The sequence below is a fragment of the Martinezella sp. CNPSo 3959 genome (assembly GCF_057784355.1).
Window position 1 is genome coordinate 1 of sequence record NZ_JBXSOV010000020.1, and the last position, 15560, is coordinate 15560.

Below are 15560 nucleotides of genomic sequence, written 5' to 3' on the forward strand. Positions count from 1 at the left end.
TCTTTCTTCTCTCCTATTTTGCGAAATCTTCGACATACTCTATCGCTGGCGCGAAGACTTCATCTTCAAGGCCGAGCGTAGCTCCTCGTGCCTCAGGACAATAACCTGAAGGGTGAGCCGCGCTCGAGCATAGCTCGAGCGGACAGCCACTCGACTGTCCCAAGCAACAAACGTCGCAAAGAGGGCCAACAAAACCGACTCAAATTGCCAAGTCGCGCAGATCGGCCGCCCAATGAGGCGGCCTTTTTGCGTTCGTGAGCTCTGATGGTTGCGCCCTCCTCACTCATATCGCTCGGGCGTTTCGTCCGAGCTTCGCGGCCCCGACCGCAAGGCCGCCTATGGCGATACATGCGAAGGCGAAGCCACACATACCGTTCCAACCTTGTGCCGCCCACATGATGCCAGCCCCCGCGCTCCCGCCCGCTCCGCCGGCGAAGGTGAAGGCCATGTAGATCGTGTTCAGGCGACTGCGAGCTTCAACACCGAGGGAAAAGATGCGCGCCTGGTTGGCGATCTGCCCGGCGGACAGCGCGAAGCTCAGGAGGTTTCCGCCGATGACCAGAGCCAGATAGCTGTCCGGCTTGACGAGGACGACGCCGAAACTGACAGCAGCGAGCAGGATCGCTCCGGCGCTTACGCAATCCTCCCCGAAACGGTCGATCAGCCCGCCCGCGAACAGGGATGCCAACCCTCCGATACCGCCCCAGAGGGCGAACAGGCCGACACCCGCAAGGTCGAGACCAAATGGCGGCTGGCCGAGCCGGAAAGGAATCGTCGTCCAGAACGCCGAGAAGGCTGCGAACACTGCCGCGCCAAGCAGGCACGACAGGCGCAGATCCCTTTCCCGCCGAAACAGTCCCCACAAGGAACCGAGCAGTGACACGTAGGGCATGGTTGCGGAAGCCGCCCCACGTTGCGGCAACACTGCCGGAAGGATGACGGCTGACGCAGCCATGAAACCGGCGGCGATCCCGTAGATCGGCCGCCACCCGAAGCTGTTGGCGCCGATGCCTGCCAGCGTGCGCGACAGGAGAATGCCGACGACGAGGCCGGTTTGCACCGATGCAACGACGTGGCCACGCCGCTCGGGGCGGGTCAATCCGGCCGCCAGAGGCAGGACGATCTGCGGGACGCAGGTTCCCATGCAAATGACGACGCTGAGGCCCGCCAAGATGCCGAGCTTCGGGGCGAAGGAAGCTGCTGCCAGGGCGATGGCAACGCCGATGAGCAGGATGCGCACCAGCGAACGCGGCTCGCTGCGGTCGCCTAGTGGAACGATCAGCAGGATGCCGAGGGCGTAGCCGAGTTGGGATAGGGTGGCGATAAGCCCGACATCTCGCGGGCTGACGCCGAAATCCGCCGCGATCGCGGTGAGCAACGCCTGATTGAAGTAGACATTGGCGACAGTAAGCGCCGCCGCGACCGCCATGACGACGATCGCGGTCGTGCCCAGTTCGCGTGTAGGCGATGGCGTGGTCATGCGTTTGCCCCGTCTGCGGTCGTATCGGCCTTCGGCATGACCTGCGCCGCCGTCGTGATGGCCGCCAGCGCCGTGGGAATCCCGGCGACGATCGCCACCTGGATCAGCGTGCCGAAGATTTCTGCGCGCGTGGCCCCGGCCCGGAGCGCATTTGGGACATGGAATTTGATAACGTCGATTCCGGTTGCGCCCAGCGCCGCGCCGGCAGCGATAATGATGAGTTCCCGCGTCTTCAGGTCGAGATCGTCGCGTCCGTACACATCGGCGAAGACCCACTCGATGAGATAACGCCCGAAGTCGGGAGAGCTTTCGGCCAGGCCGTCAAAGAAAGCCTGAGCGGGAAAGCCGGTCACGGCTGCGAAACGCTCGCAGCCTTGCATGAAACGCGCGTCGGATGGGGAAATGGTGGAAATTGTCTCTGGCATCCTGTATCTCCTATGCACTGCACAGTGCAGTGTCATTCAATTACACTGCACTGTGCAGTGCAGTCAACGGGAGAAAAATGCCTTGGCAGATCCGCGTAGCCGTGTACCGAAAACAGTGCCTTCGGACAGCGAGCCGGCTGTGCGCGCCGACACGCCCAAGCGCGACGCCATTCTGGACGCGGCGACGCGCGTGTTTCTCACGCATGGTTACGAGGGGGCGAGCATGGACCTCGTGGCGAAGGAATCCGGCGCGGCGCGGCGCACGGTCTACAATCAGTTCGAGAGCAAGGAAGCATTGTTCTCGGCCGCCGTGGAACGGGTCTGGCGGGATTTTCCTGTCGTAGAAATCACCGCCGACGAGCAGGCGCTACGCGATCCTTCTGTCGGCCTCGGCAGGATCGGGAAGGCGATCGTCGATTTCTGGGAGCCGCCGATCGCGGTGGCGTTCCTTCGCATGGTCATCAGCGAGGGCGCGCGCTTCCCCGATCTGCCGCGCAACTTCTTCGAGGCCGGTAAAGCCCCTGCCATGCGGGCGCTTGTCGGCTATCTGAAACAACTCGATCAGAACGGGGCACTCGTTCTTCCCGACGCCGAACTTGCCGCCCGCCAGTTCCTCGGCCTGCTCAACGAACCGCTGCTCTGGCTGCGAGTGGTTGGTGTTGGCGAAGCCTCTTCGGTCAGCGAGCGCCAGCGCGTCGTTGACGAAGCCGTGGCGATGATGATTGCGCGGTATGCGAAGAGATAAAAGGCGATGCAAGGGCGCGCTTACGCCGCCCGTCGGGATCTTCCAAGCCGGCAACGGTGAAACCATGTGATCCGCCTCGCAGCACATTCGCGAGCAGAGGTGGGGGTCAATTAGCCACCGGCTCGATCTGCGGTAATGATCCATGCGCGGGAGTCGAAGAGCACGCCTTCGGAGGTCATGTGTGCCTCCAGCAGATCATGCAGACGCTGCAGTGATTGGTCGGCTGTCCCGTCTGTGTGCGAGAGCGCGTCCTTTACCATATACAGGTTACTCAAGGCATCGACGGCGGAATCGACGTCAGGTCCATAGAAGACCGGTTCGTGCACATCGATAAAGTCGATCGCGGTGAAGCCAGCGGTGCTCAATAGCTTCGTGGCTATGGCGGGATCGCCGAGCGAAAATGCCTTGCCGGCTTTTTCAGAGATTGTGCTTCCTGGAGCCAGCGCCTGCCTGATGGCGCTGGACCATTTGTTGTGCTCTTCGCTTTGCCATACCATCCAGGCAATGCGTCCAGCCGGACGCATCGTGCGGGCGATATTGGCAAATGCTACCGGCGGATCGGCGAAGAACATGACGCCAAAACGGCTGATGCATAGATCAAAGGCGGCAGCTGGAAAGGCGTAGGTTTGTGCGTCGCCCAACTCGAAGCTGACGTTGCGTAATCCCGCTTTAGCGCTGCGTTGACGCGCAATCTCAAGCATCTCGGCGGAAGTATCCACGCCGACCGCGCTGCCTTGTGTTGCGGCAAAAGCTGCTTGCCGGCTGGTTTGCCCGGCGCCGCAGCCGATGTCGAGTATCCGGTCATGCGTCCGGACGTTGGCGGCGGCTCGTAAATGCCGGTTATGCCGCGAGAGTTCAGCGTCGTAAAAATCAGCACATTGCAGCACTACAAGCCTCCCTCATCTCGGAATTTCTTTGACGGAAGTCGATACCCGGTGATGTAGCTTCCTCATAAACTGATTGCACAATAAGATCAGTCATGCAATATGGATTCCAGTTGCAATTTGCAATCGGATGGATTTGTCATGGAACGAATGGAATCATTCGCCGCCACCGAGACGTCAATCGAGGTCAAGGGAGCGAAACTGCAGACCCAGGCTTTCGGTGATCCCTCCAGCCCGCCCATCATATTGATCATGGGAATGATGGCTTCGATGATGTGGTGGCCGGACAGGTTCTGCGAGACACTTGCCGCCCGCCAACGCTATGTGATCCGGTACGACCAGCGCGATACCGGCCTCTCGACGCATTATCCGCAAGGCGAACCCCATTATTCGTTCAGCGACTTAGCCGACGATGCCATCGCAATTCTCGACGGCTACGGATTGGAAACGGCGCATGTGGCGGGCATGTCGATGGGCGGCGCCGTTGCGCAAGAAGTCGCGTTGCGCCATCCCCGGCGCGTGCGGACGCTTACGCTGATCAGCACATCACCGCTCGGCGTCGAGGGCTTGCCCTCTTCGACGGAGGCCTATCAGGAGCATTCCAGGTCGGCCGAAGCAGTCGACTGGTCGAATCTTGAGGTTATTGCCGATTTCCTGCGCCGCGAGACGGCCATGCTTGCCGGCACCAGGCATCCGCATGATCCTGACGCTGCAAGTGCCTTGATCGCCCGCGACATGGAACGGGCGCCGTCATTTGCCAGTGCTACGAACCATTTCACGCTCGTGAGCGAGGAAAGGCCTGCAAGGCTTCAAGCCTCCGATATCAAGCTGCCGGTCCTTGCGATCCATGGCACAGCCGATCCGTTGTTTCCCATAGGGCACGGAGAGGCCTTCACCAAGGTGGTGCGGAATGCGCGGCTGCACCGAGTCGAAGGTGGAGGGCATGAAATCCACGAGCGCGACATTGACGAGATCGCGCAGGCCATCATCGATCATACAGGCTGACAGACGACCGGCCCGACAGACAACCAGAAAGCCAGGCATGACCTCGCTTTCCGGTTCGTTAGAGCAATTGCAGGAAAAGTGCGTAGCGGTTTTCCGTCCGGAATTGCGAGACAACAAAGAGATAGAGCGGTTCAGAGATTCCGTGAAAAACTGAACCGCTCTAGAAATCAGCTTCTCGGCTTCAGGTTCTCCGCGTCATAGAGCGGCTTGTAGCCGACGCCGGCGACTTCGACCGGGTAGGTTTCGCCAAAATATTCGACCGTCAGCTTGCGGCCTTCCTGGGCATAGGACCAGGGGAGGTAGGCGAGTGCGATATTCTTGCCGATGGTGGGGCCATAGGCGATCGAGGTGGTGAAGGAGCGGCGGCCGAGCTCATCGACGAGGGTTTCGCCGGTTTCGGGATCCATGACCGGCAGGATGCCAACGGGGTAGCGGGCAATGCCGTTGGAGTCGATGTTATCGGTCACGACGAGCGTGCAGAGCATAGCCGGCTGATGCTCGCGGGCGCGATATTCGAGGTGCTTCGCCTTGCCGCGGAAATCGGCGTCCTTGACCTTCGGGCGGGCGAGATCGGCTTCGAGGAGGTTATATTCCGTCAGCAGGTCGGCATTCTGCAGGCGCAGGCTCTTTTCCATGCGGCGGCTGTTGGCATAGGTCTCGACGCCGACGGCGATCGCGCCGGTCGAGCGCAGCGCATCCCAGACGGCCAGCGCGTCACCATAGGCCATGTGCAGTTCCCAGCCCTGTTCGCCGACATAGGAAATGCGGAATGCGGTGACGTTCTTGCCGGCGATGCGGATCTGCTTGATCGCGGCGAAGGGGAAGTTTTCGTGCGCGAGGTTTTCCGGGCTTTCGACCACCTTCTGCAGGTTGGTGCGAGCATTCGGTCCCCAGATGCCGATCGTGACATAGCGTTCGGTGACATCGGTGAAGGTGACGTCGAAGCCCTTATCCTGGGCAACACGGCGCATATAGTGGAAATCGCGCGGACCGGCATCGGCGCCGTCGATCAGACGGCAGCGGTCAGCCATGCGGATGACAGTGAAGTCGGCACGCACCATGCCCTCGTCGTCGAGGAAGTGGGTGTAGATGCCCTTGCCGATATTGGCGTCGCCACCGATCTTGGCCGCGCAAAGCCATTCCAGCAGTTCGACATGGTCAGGGCCTTCGATGTCGTACATGGCGAAATGCGAGAGGTTGATGATGCCGCAATCCTCGCTCAGTGCCAGATGCTCGGCATTGGAGACGCGCCAGAAATGGCGGTTGTCCCATTCGTTTTCACGCACAGGGATGCGATCGCCGTATTTCTCGAGCAGGTGCTCGTTGGCGGCATAGCCATGAGCACGCTCCCAGCCGCCGAGCTCCATGAAATAGCCGCCGAGCTCTTTTTCTCGTTCATAGAAAGGCGAGCGACGGACATTGCGGCCGGTCGCATAGGGTTCGCGCGGGTGGACGGCGGGATTGTAGATCTTCTGCGCAGCCTCGGTGCAGCGGCCTTCGATGAACTTTTCTTCCAGCATGTGCGGATAGAAGCGGGAATAATCGATCCTGTTGTGATCGATCGGCGTGCGGCCGTCCGTCATCCAGTCGGCGACGAGCTTGCCGAAGCCGGGACCGTCCTTCACCCAGATGGCGACGCAGTACCAGAGACCGCGGACCTTCTGGCTTTCGCCGACGGAGGGGCCGCCATCGGTGGTAACCTGCAGCAGGCCGTTGAAGGAATGGCCTTCATTGTAACCGAGTTCGCCGAGGATCGGCGTCAGTTCCATTGCGCGTTCGAGCGGCTCGATGATCTGTTCCATGTCGAGATCGCGCTGGGAAGGCGAAAGGCGGGCCTCATGTTTCTCGAGGAGATCGCGGGGATGGCAGAGGCGCGGGTTCTTCTCTTCGTAGTAACCCCATTCGATCTGGCCGCCTTCGGCGGTCTTCGGGTCGCCGGTGTCGCGCATATAGGCGGAGTTGCCCTGATCGCGCATCAGCGGGAAGCCGATTTCCTTGCCGGTATTGGCGAATTCATTGTAGGGGCCAAAGAAGGTCAGCGGATGGTCTACCGGCATGACCGGCAGGTCTTCGCCGACCATTTCGGCGATCAGGCGGCCCCAGAGGCCAGCGCAGACGATGACATATTCGGCTTCGATCGTGCCGCGATGCGTAACAACGCCGGAGATGCGGCCGTCTTTCACGATCAGCGACTGGGCCGGCGTGTTGGCAAAGGATTGCAGCTTGCCGCTCTTTTCGCCCTGGTCGATCAGCTTGCCGGCAACGGTCTGAGAGCGGGGGATGACGAGGCCGGCATCCGGGTCCCACATCCCGCCCTGAACCATGCTTTCCTCGATCAGCGGGAATTTTTCCTTGATCTCGGCGGGGTCGATCAAGCTCACGCGCGTGCCAAAGGCCTTGCCCGAGGTTACCTTGCGCTTGATTTCGGCCATGCGGTCGTCATCGCCGACGCGGGCGACTTCGAGGCCGCCGACGCGGGCATAGTGGCCGAGCTTGTCGTAGAAATCGATGGAGTAGAGGGTCGTCCAGCAGGAGAGGAAATCGTGGCTGGTCGTGTAGCAGAAGTCGGAGGCATGGGCCGTCGAGCCGATATCCGTCGGGATGCCTGATTTGTCGATGCCGACAATATCGTCCCAGCCGCGCTCGATCAGATGATGAGCGATCGATGCGCCGACGATACCGCCAAGCCCGATGATGACGACCTTCGCCTTTTGAGGAAATACTGCCATTGCGTGCGACCCTGATTGATACTGAAAACGGATTTTATGATGTGTGCGGCGGCGACCAGAGCCTGTCTACGACATATTCAAGATGCTTGCACGACGACCATCACGCTGTCCTATCAGGAAATGGCTGGGTTTGTCGGCGACATATGCTGATCGGAGATGTCGCAAAGGCGATGGCATCTCCTGAATGCGCTTATTGCGGGATCGACTGCATCATGATCTCGCGTCGCAGGATCGGGCCTTCCTGGCCGAAATAGGTCGTCAGCAACTTCGCGAAATCGTCCGACTGGTAGGTCTCGGTCAGCGTCTGATCGACGAGCAGCCGGAAGGCAGAGTCATCCTGCCGGAGGGCTATGCCATAGGGCTCATGCGTGAAGAGGCGGTTGCCGATCGCGAGCGTGGACGGACTATGGGCATGGGAAGCGAGATCGAAGAGCAGGGCGCGATCGGCGAAATAGGCATCGATCTTATGGTTTTCGAGCGCGACCAGACCGTCCTGATGCGTGGCGAAATCGGCGATCCGCGTCTTCGGCACGTCGGAACCCAGCGCCTCGCGCAGCGTCGCGCCCGTCGTCGTGTCGGCGCGAACGCCGATCGTGCTCGTCGCGGGGGCCGGCTTGGCGGAGACCTGCGCCAGCCGCTTGTCGAGGAACAAAGCCATTAGATAATCGGGCGAATCCCTGCGCAGTAGAGCGCTGGCACCGGTGATGAAGATCGGCTGGGAGAAATCGACATTCTGGCGTCGGCCGAGACTGATGGTCAGCGCGCCGCAGAGAAGATCGACCTGGCCGCTTTTGACTGCGTCGAAGCCATCGGCAAGCGTGGTTTCGACATAGTCGCGCTTGAGATCGGTGACCTTGCGCCCGACGGCATCGGCGATCTTGCCGCAGAGATCGATGGCGTATCCCGCCGGGTTGCCATCCTTCTTCTTGAAGGAGAAGGGTGCTTCGTCGCTGATATAGCCGATCCGGATCGTGCCCTTTTGGGCGATGAGATCCAGCGTTTGCGCGGCCGTAGCCGTATAGGCGGATATGCCGAGGATAATGCCTGCCAGAACCAGTCGTCTCATGCAATGTGCCGGCATGATCCTGATCTCCAAAAGAAAATTGGGCAATCGCAAAGGCTTAGGCGCAGATTATGGCCTGACGGTTTTTTGTCAACGATGGATTGTCCTTGATCGCCTGCCGTCGAGCAGAGGTGGCGGCCTTTCCTGTCGCGAAGATCGGCTTTTCAGCGAGACAGACTATGACTCGCGGTCCAGCTGGAGATGGCGGCCGCAATCGCTTGGGGCTGATCTTCCGGCGCGATGTGCCTTGCCGGTCCGCAATTTTCGATCGCCAATCCGGCAATATTCTCGCGGCACCAGTCTATCATCCTTTCGCCGACCAGCAGCGTCTCCGCCGGACCATCGAAAGTCAGCAGCAGTTTCGGGATATCTTTGCTGCGGGCAAGCCAGGCATCATAGGCTTCGATGCGCGCGACGACATCGGCGGGTTCGCCTTCGATCGGCATCGCGCGCGGCCAGGCAAGCAGCGGACGGCGGCTTTCGCGCGTCGGGTAGGGCGCGCGATAGACGCCATGATCCTCGGCGCTCAATTCGTTCAGGACCGTGGCTTTCAGTGCCTGCTCGATGAAGAAATTCTCGTCCAGAACCTTCGCTTCGCCCGTGCCCGGTGAGCGCAGCAGTTCATAGCGAGCCCGTGCATTCGGCAGGTCGTTCCAGGTCAAAGGCCTGATGATCGTTTCCATGAAGGCGATGCCGCGCACGCGTTCCGGATGGCGGGCGGCCCAGTCGAATGCGAGTGCGCCGCCCCAATCATGGCCGATCAATACGACATCATCGAGCGCGAGTTTGTCGAACCAAGCTTCGAGATAGCGTGCATGGTCGTCAAATGAATAAGCGATATCAGGTTTGCCGGACTGGCCCATGCCAATGAGGTCGGGAGCCAGGCGGCGGGCACGCACGGCAAGGGCCGGGCTGATATGCCTCCACAGGTAGGATGAGGTCGGGTTGCCATGCAGGAAGACGAAGGGTGTTCCCGTTCCGGCATCCTCGTAGAAGATCGACGAGTCAAGCACATTGAGGGAGGGCATGTGGGTATCCTTTCGTGAAATAAAATGGTAAGGTACCTGTCTATTTAACATAATAGTCAGGTACCTGTCTATATCATGGAAGATTGTGTTCCCACTCGCCCGTCCCTGGGCCTGCTGCTGCGGCTCGTGCATCAACATTGGACACAGGATGTCGAAGCCGCGCTGGAAGAGGCCGGTTATGGCGATATCCGACCACCGCATGCCAATGTGTTTACCTTCATGCGTCCGGAAGGAATTCAGGTGAGTGAGCTCACTCGGCTTGCCCATGTCCGCAAGCAGACGATGACGCAGGCGGTGGAGGAGCTGGAGCGCCTGGGTTATGTCGAGCGCCGACCGGACCCTGACGATCGACGTGCAAGACTTGTGTTTCTGACCGAGCGCGGCAGAGGCGTGCGGCCAATAGCAGCGGCAACAGGCCGCCTTGTAGATCAGCGCTGGTCTGATATCGCCGGTTCTGAGGAGATTAATGCGCTGAAGCAGGCCTTGCAGGAGGTGCTCGGCAAGCTCCGAAGCGACGGGGATTCCGCAGGGCTGATAGACGAGGCGGCGACATAGGAGGTGGGTTGATCCGCCTCTGGTATGGGAACCCCGTGCTTCGGAGTGTTATCACGAAGAGTTTCGTTACCCCGTCCTGGTTTATGGCCTATTTCTCGTGCACGACCGTCAGCCGAAAGGGATGCGCCGATGCAGGAGTGGAACTTGATCAGGAAGACAACGGGTTGGATCCGGAAAGCTAGTCTTGCTTTCGGCTTCGGTTTTTCTGTTCTTTGTGGGACCTTTGGTTTCGCGGTGACCTCGCCGGCAGCAGCGCAGACGATCATCGATGATTGGCAGAAGGTGAAGCCGCCAGCGGCGCCGGAGCTGAAGATAGTTACCGTCGATCCGAAGACGACGGCGTTGCTGGTCCTCGATTTCAACGGTGCGCAGGACCCGACCAAGGGACCGTGTAACGTGAAGACCAAGCCTCGTTGCTTGGCATCCGTCCCGAAGGTGAAAACTCTGCTCGATCAGGCGCGCGCCAAGGAGATGCTCGTCGTCTTCAGCCTGGCCGGCGTTGGCGAGCCGCAGGATATCGCAACGGCGCTGGCGCCCCTGGCGAGCGAGCCGATCGTCAAATCCGGGGCGGACAAGTTCATCGGTACCAATCTGCGCAGTATTCTCTCGGACAAGGGCATCAAGACCATCATCGTGACAGGCACGGCCTCGGAGGGGGCGGTGCTCGATACGGCGACGGATGCGGCGCTCAACGGCATGAACATTGTCCTGCCCGTCGACGGCATGTCATCGACAGAGCTTTACGGTGAGCAATATGTGGCCTGGCACATGGTCAATGCGCCCGGCGTTTCGCAGAAGACGACGCTGACCAGCATCGACAGGATCAAGTTCTGATTTGCTGCAGCCCGCCGGCCAGCACGCCCTCAAGCGCGCCATTCTCCAGAAGTGCCACGACCGATAATCCATCGATCAACATCTCTTGAGTTTCGGCGCTTGTCGTCTGTGACATAGTATCGCCGGCAACGACAGCTATGCGATGATCCCTTTGGAGGATGCGTTTCATGTCTTTTCGCCAGATGGTTCCCGGCCTGGCGCTGGCCCTTTCGCTGATATCGGCAACGGCATCCGCCGCTCCGCCCGAGCAGGGCCACGGCGCGCCTGCCAGTGCGAGCGGCGTGCTCTCGCTCCTGCCGCCCGATGCCGTGAGCGACCATGTGCTGACTACGGATGGCAAGACCATTCCCTATACGGCGACTGCGGGTACGCTCGATCTTTTCGGCCAGGATGGCCAGCGCAGCGCCGCGATCTTCTACACCGCCTATGTCGCCAAGAGCCGGGATGCGAACCGGCCCGTGACCTTCGTGTTCAATGGCGGGCCGGGTGCTGCTTCGGCCTTCCTCAATCTCGGGCTCGTCGGTCCGCGGATCGTCGATTTCGGCGCAGACGGGCGCGATGGCGCCCATGCCAAGCTGGTCGACAATCCGCAAAGCTGGCTGGAATTCACCGATCTCGTGCTGATCGATCCGATCGGCACCGGCTGGAGCCGCGCTGCCAAGCTCGATGATCAGAATGATTTCTACAGTGTCGACAGCGATGCCGAAAGCCTCGCCAAGGCGATCGCCCTTTACGTTGCCCATAACAGCCGGGCGTCGTCGCCGAAGTACATTCTTGGAGAAAGCTATGGCGGGTTTCGCTCGGTCAAGATTGCCAACAGCCTGCGCGAAGATCAGGGCATTCTGATTTCCGGCATCGTCATGCTGTCGCCGCTGCTGGAGGGCCGGTTCGTCTTCGGGGGCGGTGAGGATGCTCTTGGTGCAGCCCTGCAGCTGCCGTCACTGGCGGCGGCCGAACTGGAGCGTCAAAACGCCTTCAGCGAGAAAGCAGTCCAGGATGCCGAGGCCTTCGCCTTCAACGAATATCTGCCGACCCTTGCCAGACGGCCGCCGTCGGGAGATTCCGGCCAGGCCTTCTACGGGCGCGTCGCGAAGCTGACGGGCATACCGCAGGATGTCGTTGCCAAGAACCAAGGTTTTCTCGGCGGGGTCTACCGCAAACATTCCGATGGTGACGGCGCGGACGTGGCGAGTGCTTATGACGCCTCGTTTCTGGCGCCGGACCCCTATCCGCAGTCGGAGGCCGAGCATGGCGGCGACCCGATCCTGGATGGCTTTGTTCGCGCCTATGGCGGTGCCTTTTCGGGCTATGCCCGTGACGAGCTGGGCTTTCATACCGACATGACCTACACGCTTCTGTCGACATCGGTGAACAGGGAGTGGAAATGGGGCGGGCACAATGGCGGCTCGCGCGGGACCGCCGGTGTTGGCGACGATCTCAAGGAGCTGTTATCGCTCTCGCCATCCTTCCGCGTGATGATCGGGCAGGGTTACAGCGATCTCGTCATCCCCTTCGGCGTGAACAAATATGTGCTCGACCACATGCCCCCCGCCTTTGCTGATCGCGTGGCGATGAAGCTCTATCGCGGCGGCCATATGTTCTACACGCGGCCGATGTCGCGCGAGCAGTTCACGGGTGATGCCAAGGCGTTTTATGCCGGGCAGATCAAGGCAGCGCCGGCAGCGCAATCGAACTGACTGGTTGGCCTCGATGCGCAACGTGGACGGCGGGGTGCGAGACCGGCCTCTACTTGTTTCTCGCGACCATGGCCTTGATGGTTTCGCAGAGCTCGTCCTTCGCCTGCTGCGGGCTGATGTCGCCCGTCGTGGCGGCATAGGACAGCGCTTCGGCCGCACCCAGCATTGCCCAGAGGCCCGCTGATTTGACGGAGCCTGCATCGGCGAAAGGAGCGAGCAGCGCGCGACACTTCTCGATGAAAGCCGTGTCGTATTCGCGTTTGATTTTTTCGAGCTCCGGCGAGCCCGCGAGCGCGGCGATGATGCCGGGTATTTCGCGCCCCTGCAGCAGCACGCAATCGACATAGGAGGCGGCTATCACCTCAGCCCTGCCTGCCAGCGTCGCGCTGCTTGCATCAAGCGCCTTGTCCATCACTGCGGTCTGTCTGATATCGTATTCGCGATAGAGCGCAGCCAGTAGGCCGGAACGAGTTGTGAAGTGGTCGTAGACCACGGGTTTCGTCACGCCGGCACGCTCCGAAAGCTGTCCCAATGTCAGGGCTTCCGTTCCCTCTTCGCCGATGATTTGCCAGGCAACCTGGATGAGCTGCCGGTATCGCTCCTCCCGCGTCAGACGGGTGCGGGGCTCCGGTTTATTTGTCTGCGCGCTTGACATCGCTATATACCAAAAGTAACTTACTAAAAGTATATAAGATTGAGCCGCCGCTCACAATGAGCCAGCAGGAGTTTTTCACATGCATGCGCTTATCGTCGTCTCCAATCCGAATCCCGATTCGTTCAGCCACGCCGTCGCGGCCAAAGTCGCCGAAGGTATAACGGCTTCGGGCGCCACGTTTGAAATCGCGGATCTTACGGCGGAAGGTTTTGATCCGAGGTTCAGCGCCGCCGATATCGCCGCTCATCTCAGAGAAGGCCCATCGCCTGATGACGTCGTTGCCGAGCAAGCGCGAATCGATCGTGCCGATGCGGTGGTGCTGGTCTATCCCGTTTATTGGTGGTCCATGCCCGGCCTGCTCAAGGGGTGGATCGATCGGGTGTTCACCAATGGCTGGGCCTATGACGACATGCCCGGTGACAGGCCGATCAAGAGATTACGCCATCTTCGCGTCCATCTGATCGCTATCGGCGGTGCGACCATGCGCACCTATGCGCGCCACGGTTATTTCGGCGCCATGAAAATGCAGATCGATCATGGAATTTTCGGATATTGCGGGGCTCCCGTCGCGACCTCCGAATTGCTGTTGACGGAAGCACAGGATATGAGTTCCCATCTCGATACCGCCCGCGCCATCGGGCAAAATCTCTTTGCCACTTCACGATCAAAGAAGGCGGCGGATGCGACCTAATGGTGCTGCTGGAGCGGTTCAGTTTTTCAGGGAATCTCTGAGCCGCTCTATCTCTTTGTTGTCTCGTAATTCCGGACGGACAACCGCTGCGCACTTTTCCTGGAATTGCTCTATAGCTGAAAGAGATGCCTGATGCGCGAGCTCAGCGTGCTGACTGGATTGCCGTGTGCCAGCATGTCGGCATTGGCGAAGAGATGCTCCTCCTCCTCTATGCGTTTTGCCAGGATGGCGCCGAGCTCTTCGGCAAGGGTCGGCCGGTCGTGCAGCAGCGGCGCCAGGCACTCATCGCCGATTTCGTAGGTGACGACGAAGGTGAGGGCGCGAACCGTGCCGACCTCACCGGATCCCATCAGCAGCCCGTTCTCACCGAAATAATCGCCTGGGGCAAGGCGCGTCAGCTCGATCTGGCGATGCCCTTCGCGGCGGGTGATGCTGACGACGCCCGAGCGGACGATCGTGAGCGCCCGCATGCGGGCATCCTGTTCGGCGATGACGGCATCCTTGCGATAGGTTCGGCGCTGCATATGCGATGCCAGATGTTCCTTTTCATCCTCGGTCAGTGAAGAGAACAGCGGGATATTGCTGACAAGCCGCCAGGGCGTTCCAGGTGCATGTTGCTTCTCCTCGGCCGCTTCGGGCTTTTGCTCCATGGGAAGCATGATCGTGCCGGGAGAATCGGCGAATTTCAGGTTTGCTGCCTTGGCGTGACGAAATAGCAGATCATAGATCTCGTTCTTTGCGGCTTGTGTCAGCGACATATCGCGCACGCGAAAGGACAGCTGCAGTTCGATCGCCTGCCCATCGATGGAAGTGATGGCGACACTGGGTTCCGGGTTCTTCTGGATCGAGTTGCAGCTGAGCAAGACGTTTTGCATCACATCCGCGATGATGCGTGGCAGGGTGGTGGGCTGAATGCGTACGGTGACGGTTGCACCGTGGCTTTCGTCAGGCGAGGAAAGATTGGTCAGCCGCGTCTTGGCAAGGATACTGTTCGGAATGACGATCAGATCGTTGGTGCCGCTCAGCAGTTGCGTGGCGCGCCAATTGGTTTCGACGACGCGGCCCTGGACATCATTTTCGAGGACGATCCAGTCGCCGACGGAGTAAGGACGGCCGAGATTGAGGGCGATCCCGGAGAAGACGTCGCTCAAGGTGCTCTGCAAGGCAAGGCCGAGAATGATGGCGAAGACACCCGATGTCGCGATCAGTGTACCGATCGGGACGCTGAAGACATTACCGACGATGGAGAGAATGGCGCCGAGATAGATCACGCCGACGATCAGATCCTGCAGCAGCCGGCCCTCGCGGGGCTTGCGCTCGAAAATCAGGAACAGCCGCACGCAGGCAATCAGCACCCAGGCGCCGTTGACCCACCAGACGATCTTGGCAAAGCCCGTGAAGGTGCGCAGCGTCACCGATTCCAGCGGCGGGCTCGGTTCATAGGGCACGATGCCGTGATAGAATAAAAGTGCAGTCAGGCAGACGAAAAAGGCCATCTGACCGATCAGGCGGCCGGCCCGCTGATGACGCAGCATGACGCGGCTGACGAATGTGCCGACGACAACCAGAATGAAGAACTGGACGATCGGATCGCCAAGAAGCGCAATGGACATGGGATTCGGTCGCACTCGATCTTTCGGATGGGGCTAAATTGGCATGAAAGAGGCCGCAGCGCCATATGCAGAAAAAGTATGATTAATTGACGTTGCCGCCTTGATCTCAGGACATGCACCTTGATAATTAGATGACGATTATCATCTTATATCTGT

General features: G+C 60.2%; 15 protein-coding genes. 6 read left to right on the forward strand and 9 right to left on the reverse strand.

Annotated features, from left to right (window positions below; all coding sequences use genetic code 11):
- Nucleotides 1-283: 283 nt before the first annotated feature.
- The gene (locus tag AC13RE_RS27065; RefSeq protein ID WP_132717677.1) at nt 284-1480 is read right to left on the reverse strand and encodes an MFS transporter; all 1197 of its coding nucleotides are present in this window, start codon (nt 1478-1480) and stop codon (nt 284-286) included.
- On the reverse strand, nt 1477-1905 hold the full coding sequence (locus AC13RE_RS27070; RefSeq protein ID WP_488565211.1) for a carboxymuconolactone decarboxylase family protein: 429 nt from the start codon (nt 1903-1905) through the stop codon (nt 1477-1479). The genes AC13RE_RS27065 and AC13RE_RS27070 overlap by 4 nt, the downstream gene beginning before the upstream one ends.
- Nucleotides 1906-1987: 82 nt before the next feature.
- On the opposite strand from AC13RE_RS27070, the gene AC13RE_RS27075 reads away from it, so the two are divergent.
- Nucleotides 1988-2650 (forward strand): TetR/AcrR family transcriptional regulator, encoded by a 663-nt coding sequence (locus tag AC13RE_RS27075; protein WP_488565212.1) that lies wholly within the window; start codon nt 1988-1990, stop codon nt 2648-2650.
- 110 nt (nt 2651-2760) lie between these two features.
- Here AC13RE_RS27075 and AC13RE_RS27080 read toward each other — a convergent pair whose 3' ends face one another.
- Nucleotides 2761-3537: a class I SAM-dependent methyltransferase gene (locus tag AC13RE_RS27080; protein ID WP_488565213.1), complete on the reverse strand. Its 777-nt coding sequence runs from the start codon at nt 3535-3537 to the stop codon at nt 2761-2763.
- 138 nt (nt 3538-3675) lie between these two features.
- On the opposite strand from AC13RE_RS27080, the gene AC13RE_RS27085 reads away from it, so the two are divergent.
- Complete coding sequence (locus tag AC13RE_RS27085) at nt 3676-4539, forward strand: alpha/beta fold hydrolase (RefSeq protein WP_488565214.1); 864 nt, start codon at nt 3676-3678, stop codon at nt 4537-4539.
- 167 nt (nt 4540-4706) lie between these two features.
- Here AC13RE_RS27085 and AC13RE_RS27090 read toward each other — a convergent pair whose 3' ends face one another.
- The 3 genes from AC13RE_RS27090 to AC13RE_RS27100 form a co-directional block, all read right to left on the reverse strand.
- Nucleotides 4707-7268, reverse strand: coding sequence for a GcvT family protein (locus tag AC13RE_RS27090; protein WP_488565215.1), 2562 nt, complete (start codon nt 7266-7268; stop codon nt 4707-4709).
- Between the two features lie 190 nt (nt 7269-7458).
- The gene (locus AC13RE_RS27095) at nt 7459-8349 is read right to left on the reverse strand and encodes an amino acid ABC transporter substrate-binding protein (protein WP_488565216.1); all 891 of its coding nucleotides are present in this window, start codon (nt 8347-8349) and stop codon (nt 7459-7461) included.
- Between the two features lie 146 nt (nt 8350-8495).
- The gene (locus AC13RE_RS27100; RefSeq protein ID WP_488565217.1) at nt 8496-9410 is read right to left on the reverse strand and encodes a haloalkane dehalogenase; all 915 of its coding nucleotides are present in this window, start codon (nt 9408-9410) and stop codon (nt 8496-8498) included.
- Nucleotides 9411-9434: 24 nt separating this feature from the next.
- Between AC13RE_RS27100 and AC13RE_RS27105 the strand changes: the two genes are divergently transcribed.
- Nucleotides 9435-9914, forward strand: coding sequence for a MarR family winged helix-turn-helix transcriptional regulator (locus AC13RE_RS27105; protein WP_488565218.1), 480 nt, complete (start codon nt 9435-9437; stop codon nt 9912-9914).
- A 234-nt stretch (nt 9915-10148) separates the two neighbouring features.
- Nucleotides 10149-10748: an isochorismatase family protein gene (locus AC13RE_RS27110; RefSeq protein ID WP_488565219.1), complete on the forward strand. Its 600-nt coding sequence runs from the start codon at nt 10149-10151 to the stop codon at nt 10746-10748.
- On the opposite strand, the gene AC13RE_RS27115 is transcribed toward AC13RE_RS27110, so the two are convergent.
- Complete coding sequence (locus AC13RE_RS27115) at nt 10738-10917, reverse strand: hypothetical protein (RefSeq protein ID WP_488565220.1); 180 nt, start codon at nt 10915-10917, stop codon at nt 10738-10740. The genes AC13RE_RS27110 and AC13RE_RS27115 overlap by 11 nt on opposite strands.
- Here AC13RE_RS27115 and AC13RE_RS27120 point away from each other — a divergent pair.
- Nucleotides 10916-12445, forward strand: a complete 1530-nt coding sequence (locus AC13RE_RS27120; RefSeq protein ID WP_488565221.1) for a S10 family peptidase — start codon at nt 10916-10918, stop codon at nt 12443-12445. The genes AC13RE_RS27115 and AC13RE_RS27120 overlap by 2 nt on opposite strands.
- A gap of 49 nt (nt 12446-12494) precedes the next feature.
- Here the strand turns inward: AC13RE_RS27120 and AC13RE_RS27125 are convergent, their stop codons facing one another.
- Nucleotides 12495-13100, reverse strand: coding sequence for a TetR/AcrR family transcriptional regulator (locus tag AC13RE_RS27125; protein ID WP_488565222.1), 606 nt, complete (start codon nt 13098-13100; stop codon nt 12495-12497).
- 79 nt (nt 13101-13179) lie between these two features.
- On the opposite strand from AC13RE_RS27125, the gene AC13RE_RS27130 reads away from it, so the two are divergent.
- Entirely contained in the window at nt 13180-13791 is a 612-nt protein-coding gene (locus tag AC13RE_RS27130; protein WP_488565223.1) for an NAD(P)H-dependent oxidoreductase, read from the forward strand.
- Between the two features lie 110 nt (nt 13792-13901).
- Here the strand turns inward: AC13RE_RS27130 and AC13RE_RS27135 are convergent, their stop codons facing one another.
- Nucleotides 13902-15404 carry a mechanosensitive ion channel family protein gene (locus tag AC13RE_RS27135; protein WP_488565224.1) on the reverse strand — a complete coding sequence of 501 codons (1503 nt, stop codon included), beginning with the start codon at nt 15402-15404 and terminating at the stop codon, nt 13902-13904.
- Nucleotides 15405-15560 lie beyond the last annotated feature (156 nt).

Excerpts from the sequence above, each read along its gene's own strand:
- AC13RE_RS27105 (WP_488565218.1), top strand. The coding sequence starts at position 9,435 with ATGGAAGATTGTGTTCCCACTCGCCCGTCCCTGGGCCTGCTGCTGCGG.
- AC13RE_RS27090 (WP_488565215.1), bottom strand. The coding sequence starts at position 7,268 with ATGGCAGTATTTCCTCAAAAGGCGAAGGTCGTCATCATCGGGCTTGGC.
- AC13RE_RS27130 (WP_488565223.1), top strand. The coding sequence starts at position 13,180 with ATGCATGCGCTTATCGTCGTCTCCAATCCGAATCCCGATTCGTTCAGC.
- AC13RE_RS27070 (WP_488565211.1), bottom strand. The coding sequence starts at position 1,905 with ATGCCAGAGACAATTTCCACCATTTCCCCATCCGACGCGCGTTTCATG.
- AC13RE_RS27115 (WP_488565220.1), bottom strand. The coding sequence starts at position 10,917 with ATGAAACGCATCCTCCAAAGGGATCATCGCATAGCTGTCGTTGCCGGC.
- AC13RE_RS27085 (WP_488565214.1), top strand. The coding sequence starts at position 3,676 with ATGGAACGAATGGAATCATTCGCCGCCACCGAGACGTCAATCGAGGTC.
- AC13RE_RS27065 (WP_132717677.1), bottom strand. The coding sequence starts at position 1,480 with ATGACCACGCCATCGCCTACACGCGAACTGGGCACGACCGCGATCGTC.
- AC13RE_RS27125 (WP_488565222.1), bottom strand. The coding sequence starts at position 13,100 with ATGTCAAGCGCGCAGACAAATAAACCGGAGCCCCGCACCCGTCTGACG.
- AC13RE_RS27120 (WP_488565221.1), top strand. The coding sequence starts at position 10,916 with ATGTCTTTTCGCCAGATGGTTCCCGGCCTGGCGCTGGCCCTTTCGCTG.
- AC13RE_RS27100 (WP_488565217.1), bottom strand. The coding sequence starts at position 9,410 with ATGTTAAATAGACAGGTACCTTACCATTTTATTTCACGAAAGGATACC.
- AC13RE_RS27095 (WP_488565216.1), bottom strand. The coding sequence starts at position 8,349 with ATGCCGGCACATTGCATGAGACGACTGGTTCTGGCAGGCATTATCCTC.
- AC13RE_RS27135 (WP_488565224.1), bottom strand. The coding sequence starts at position 15,404 with ATGTCCATTGCGCTTCTTGGCGATCCGATCGTCCAGTTCTTCATTCTG.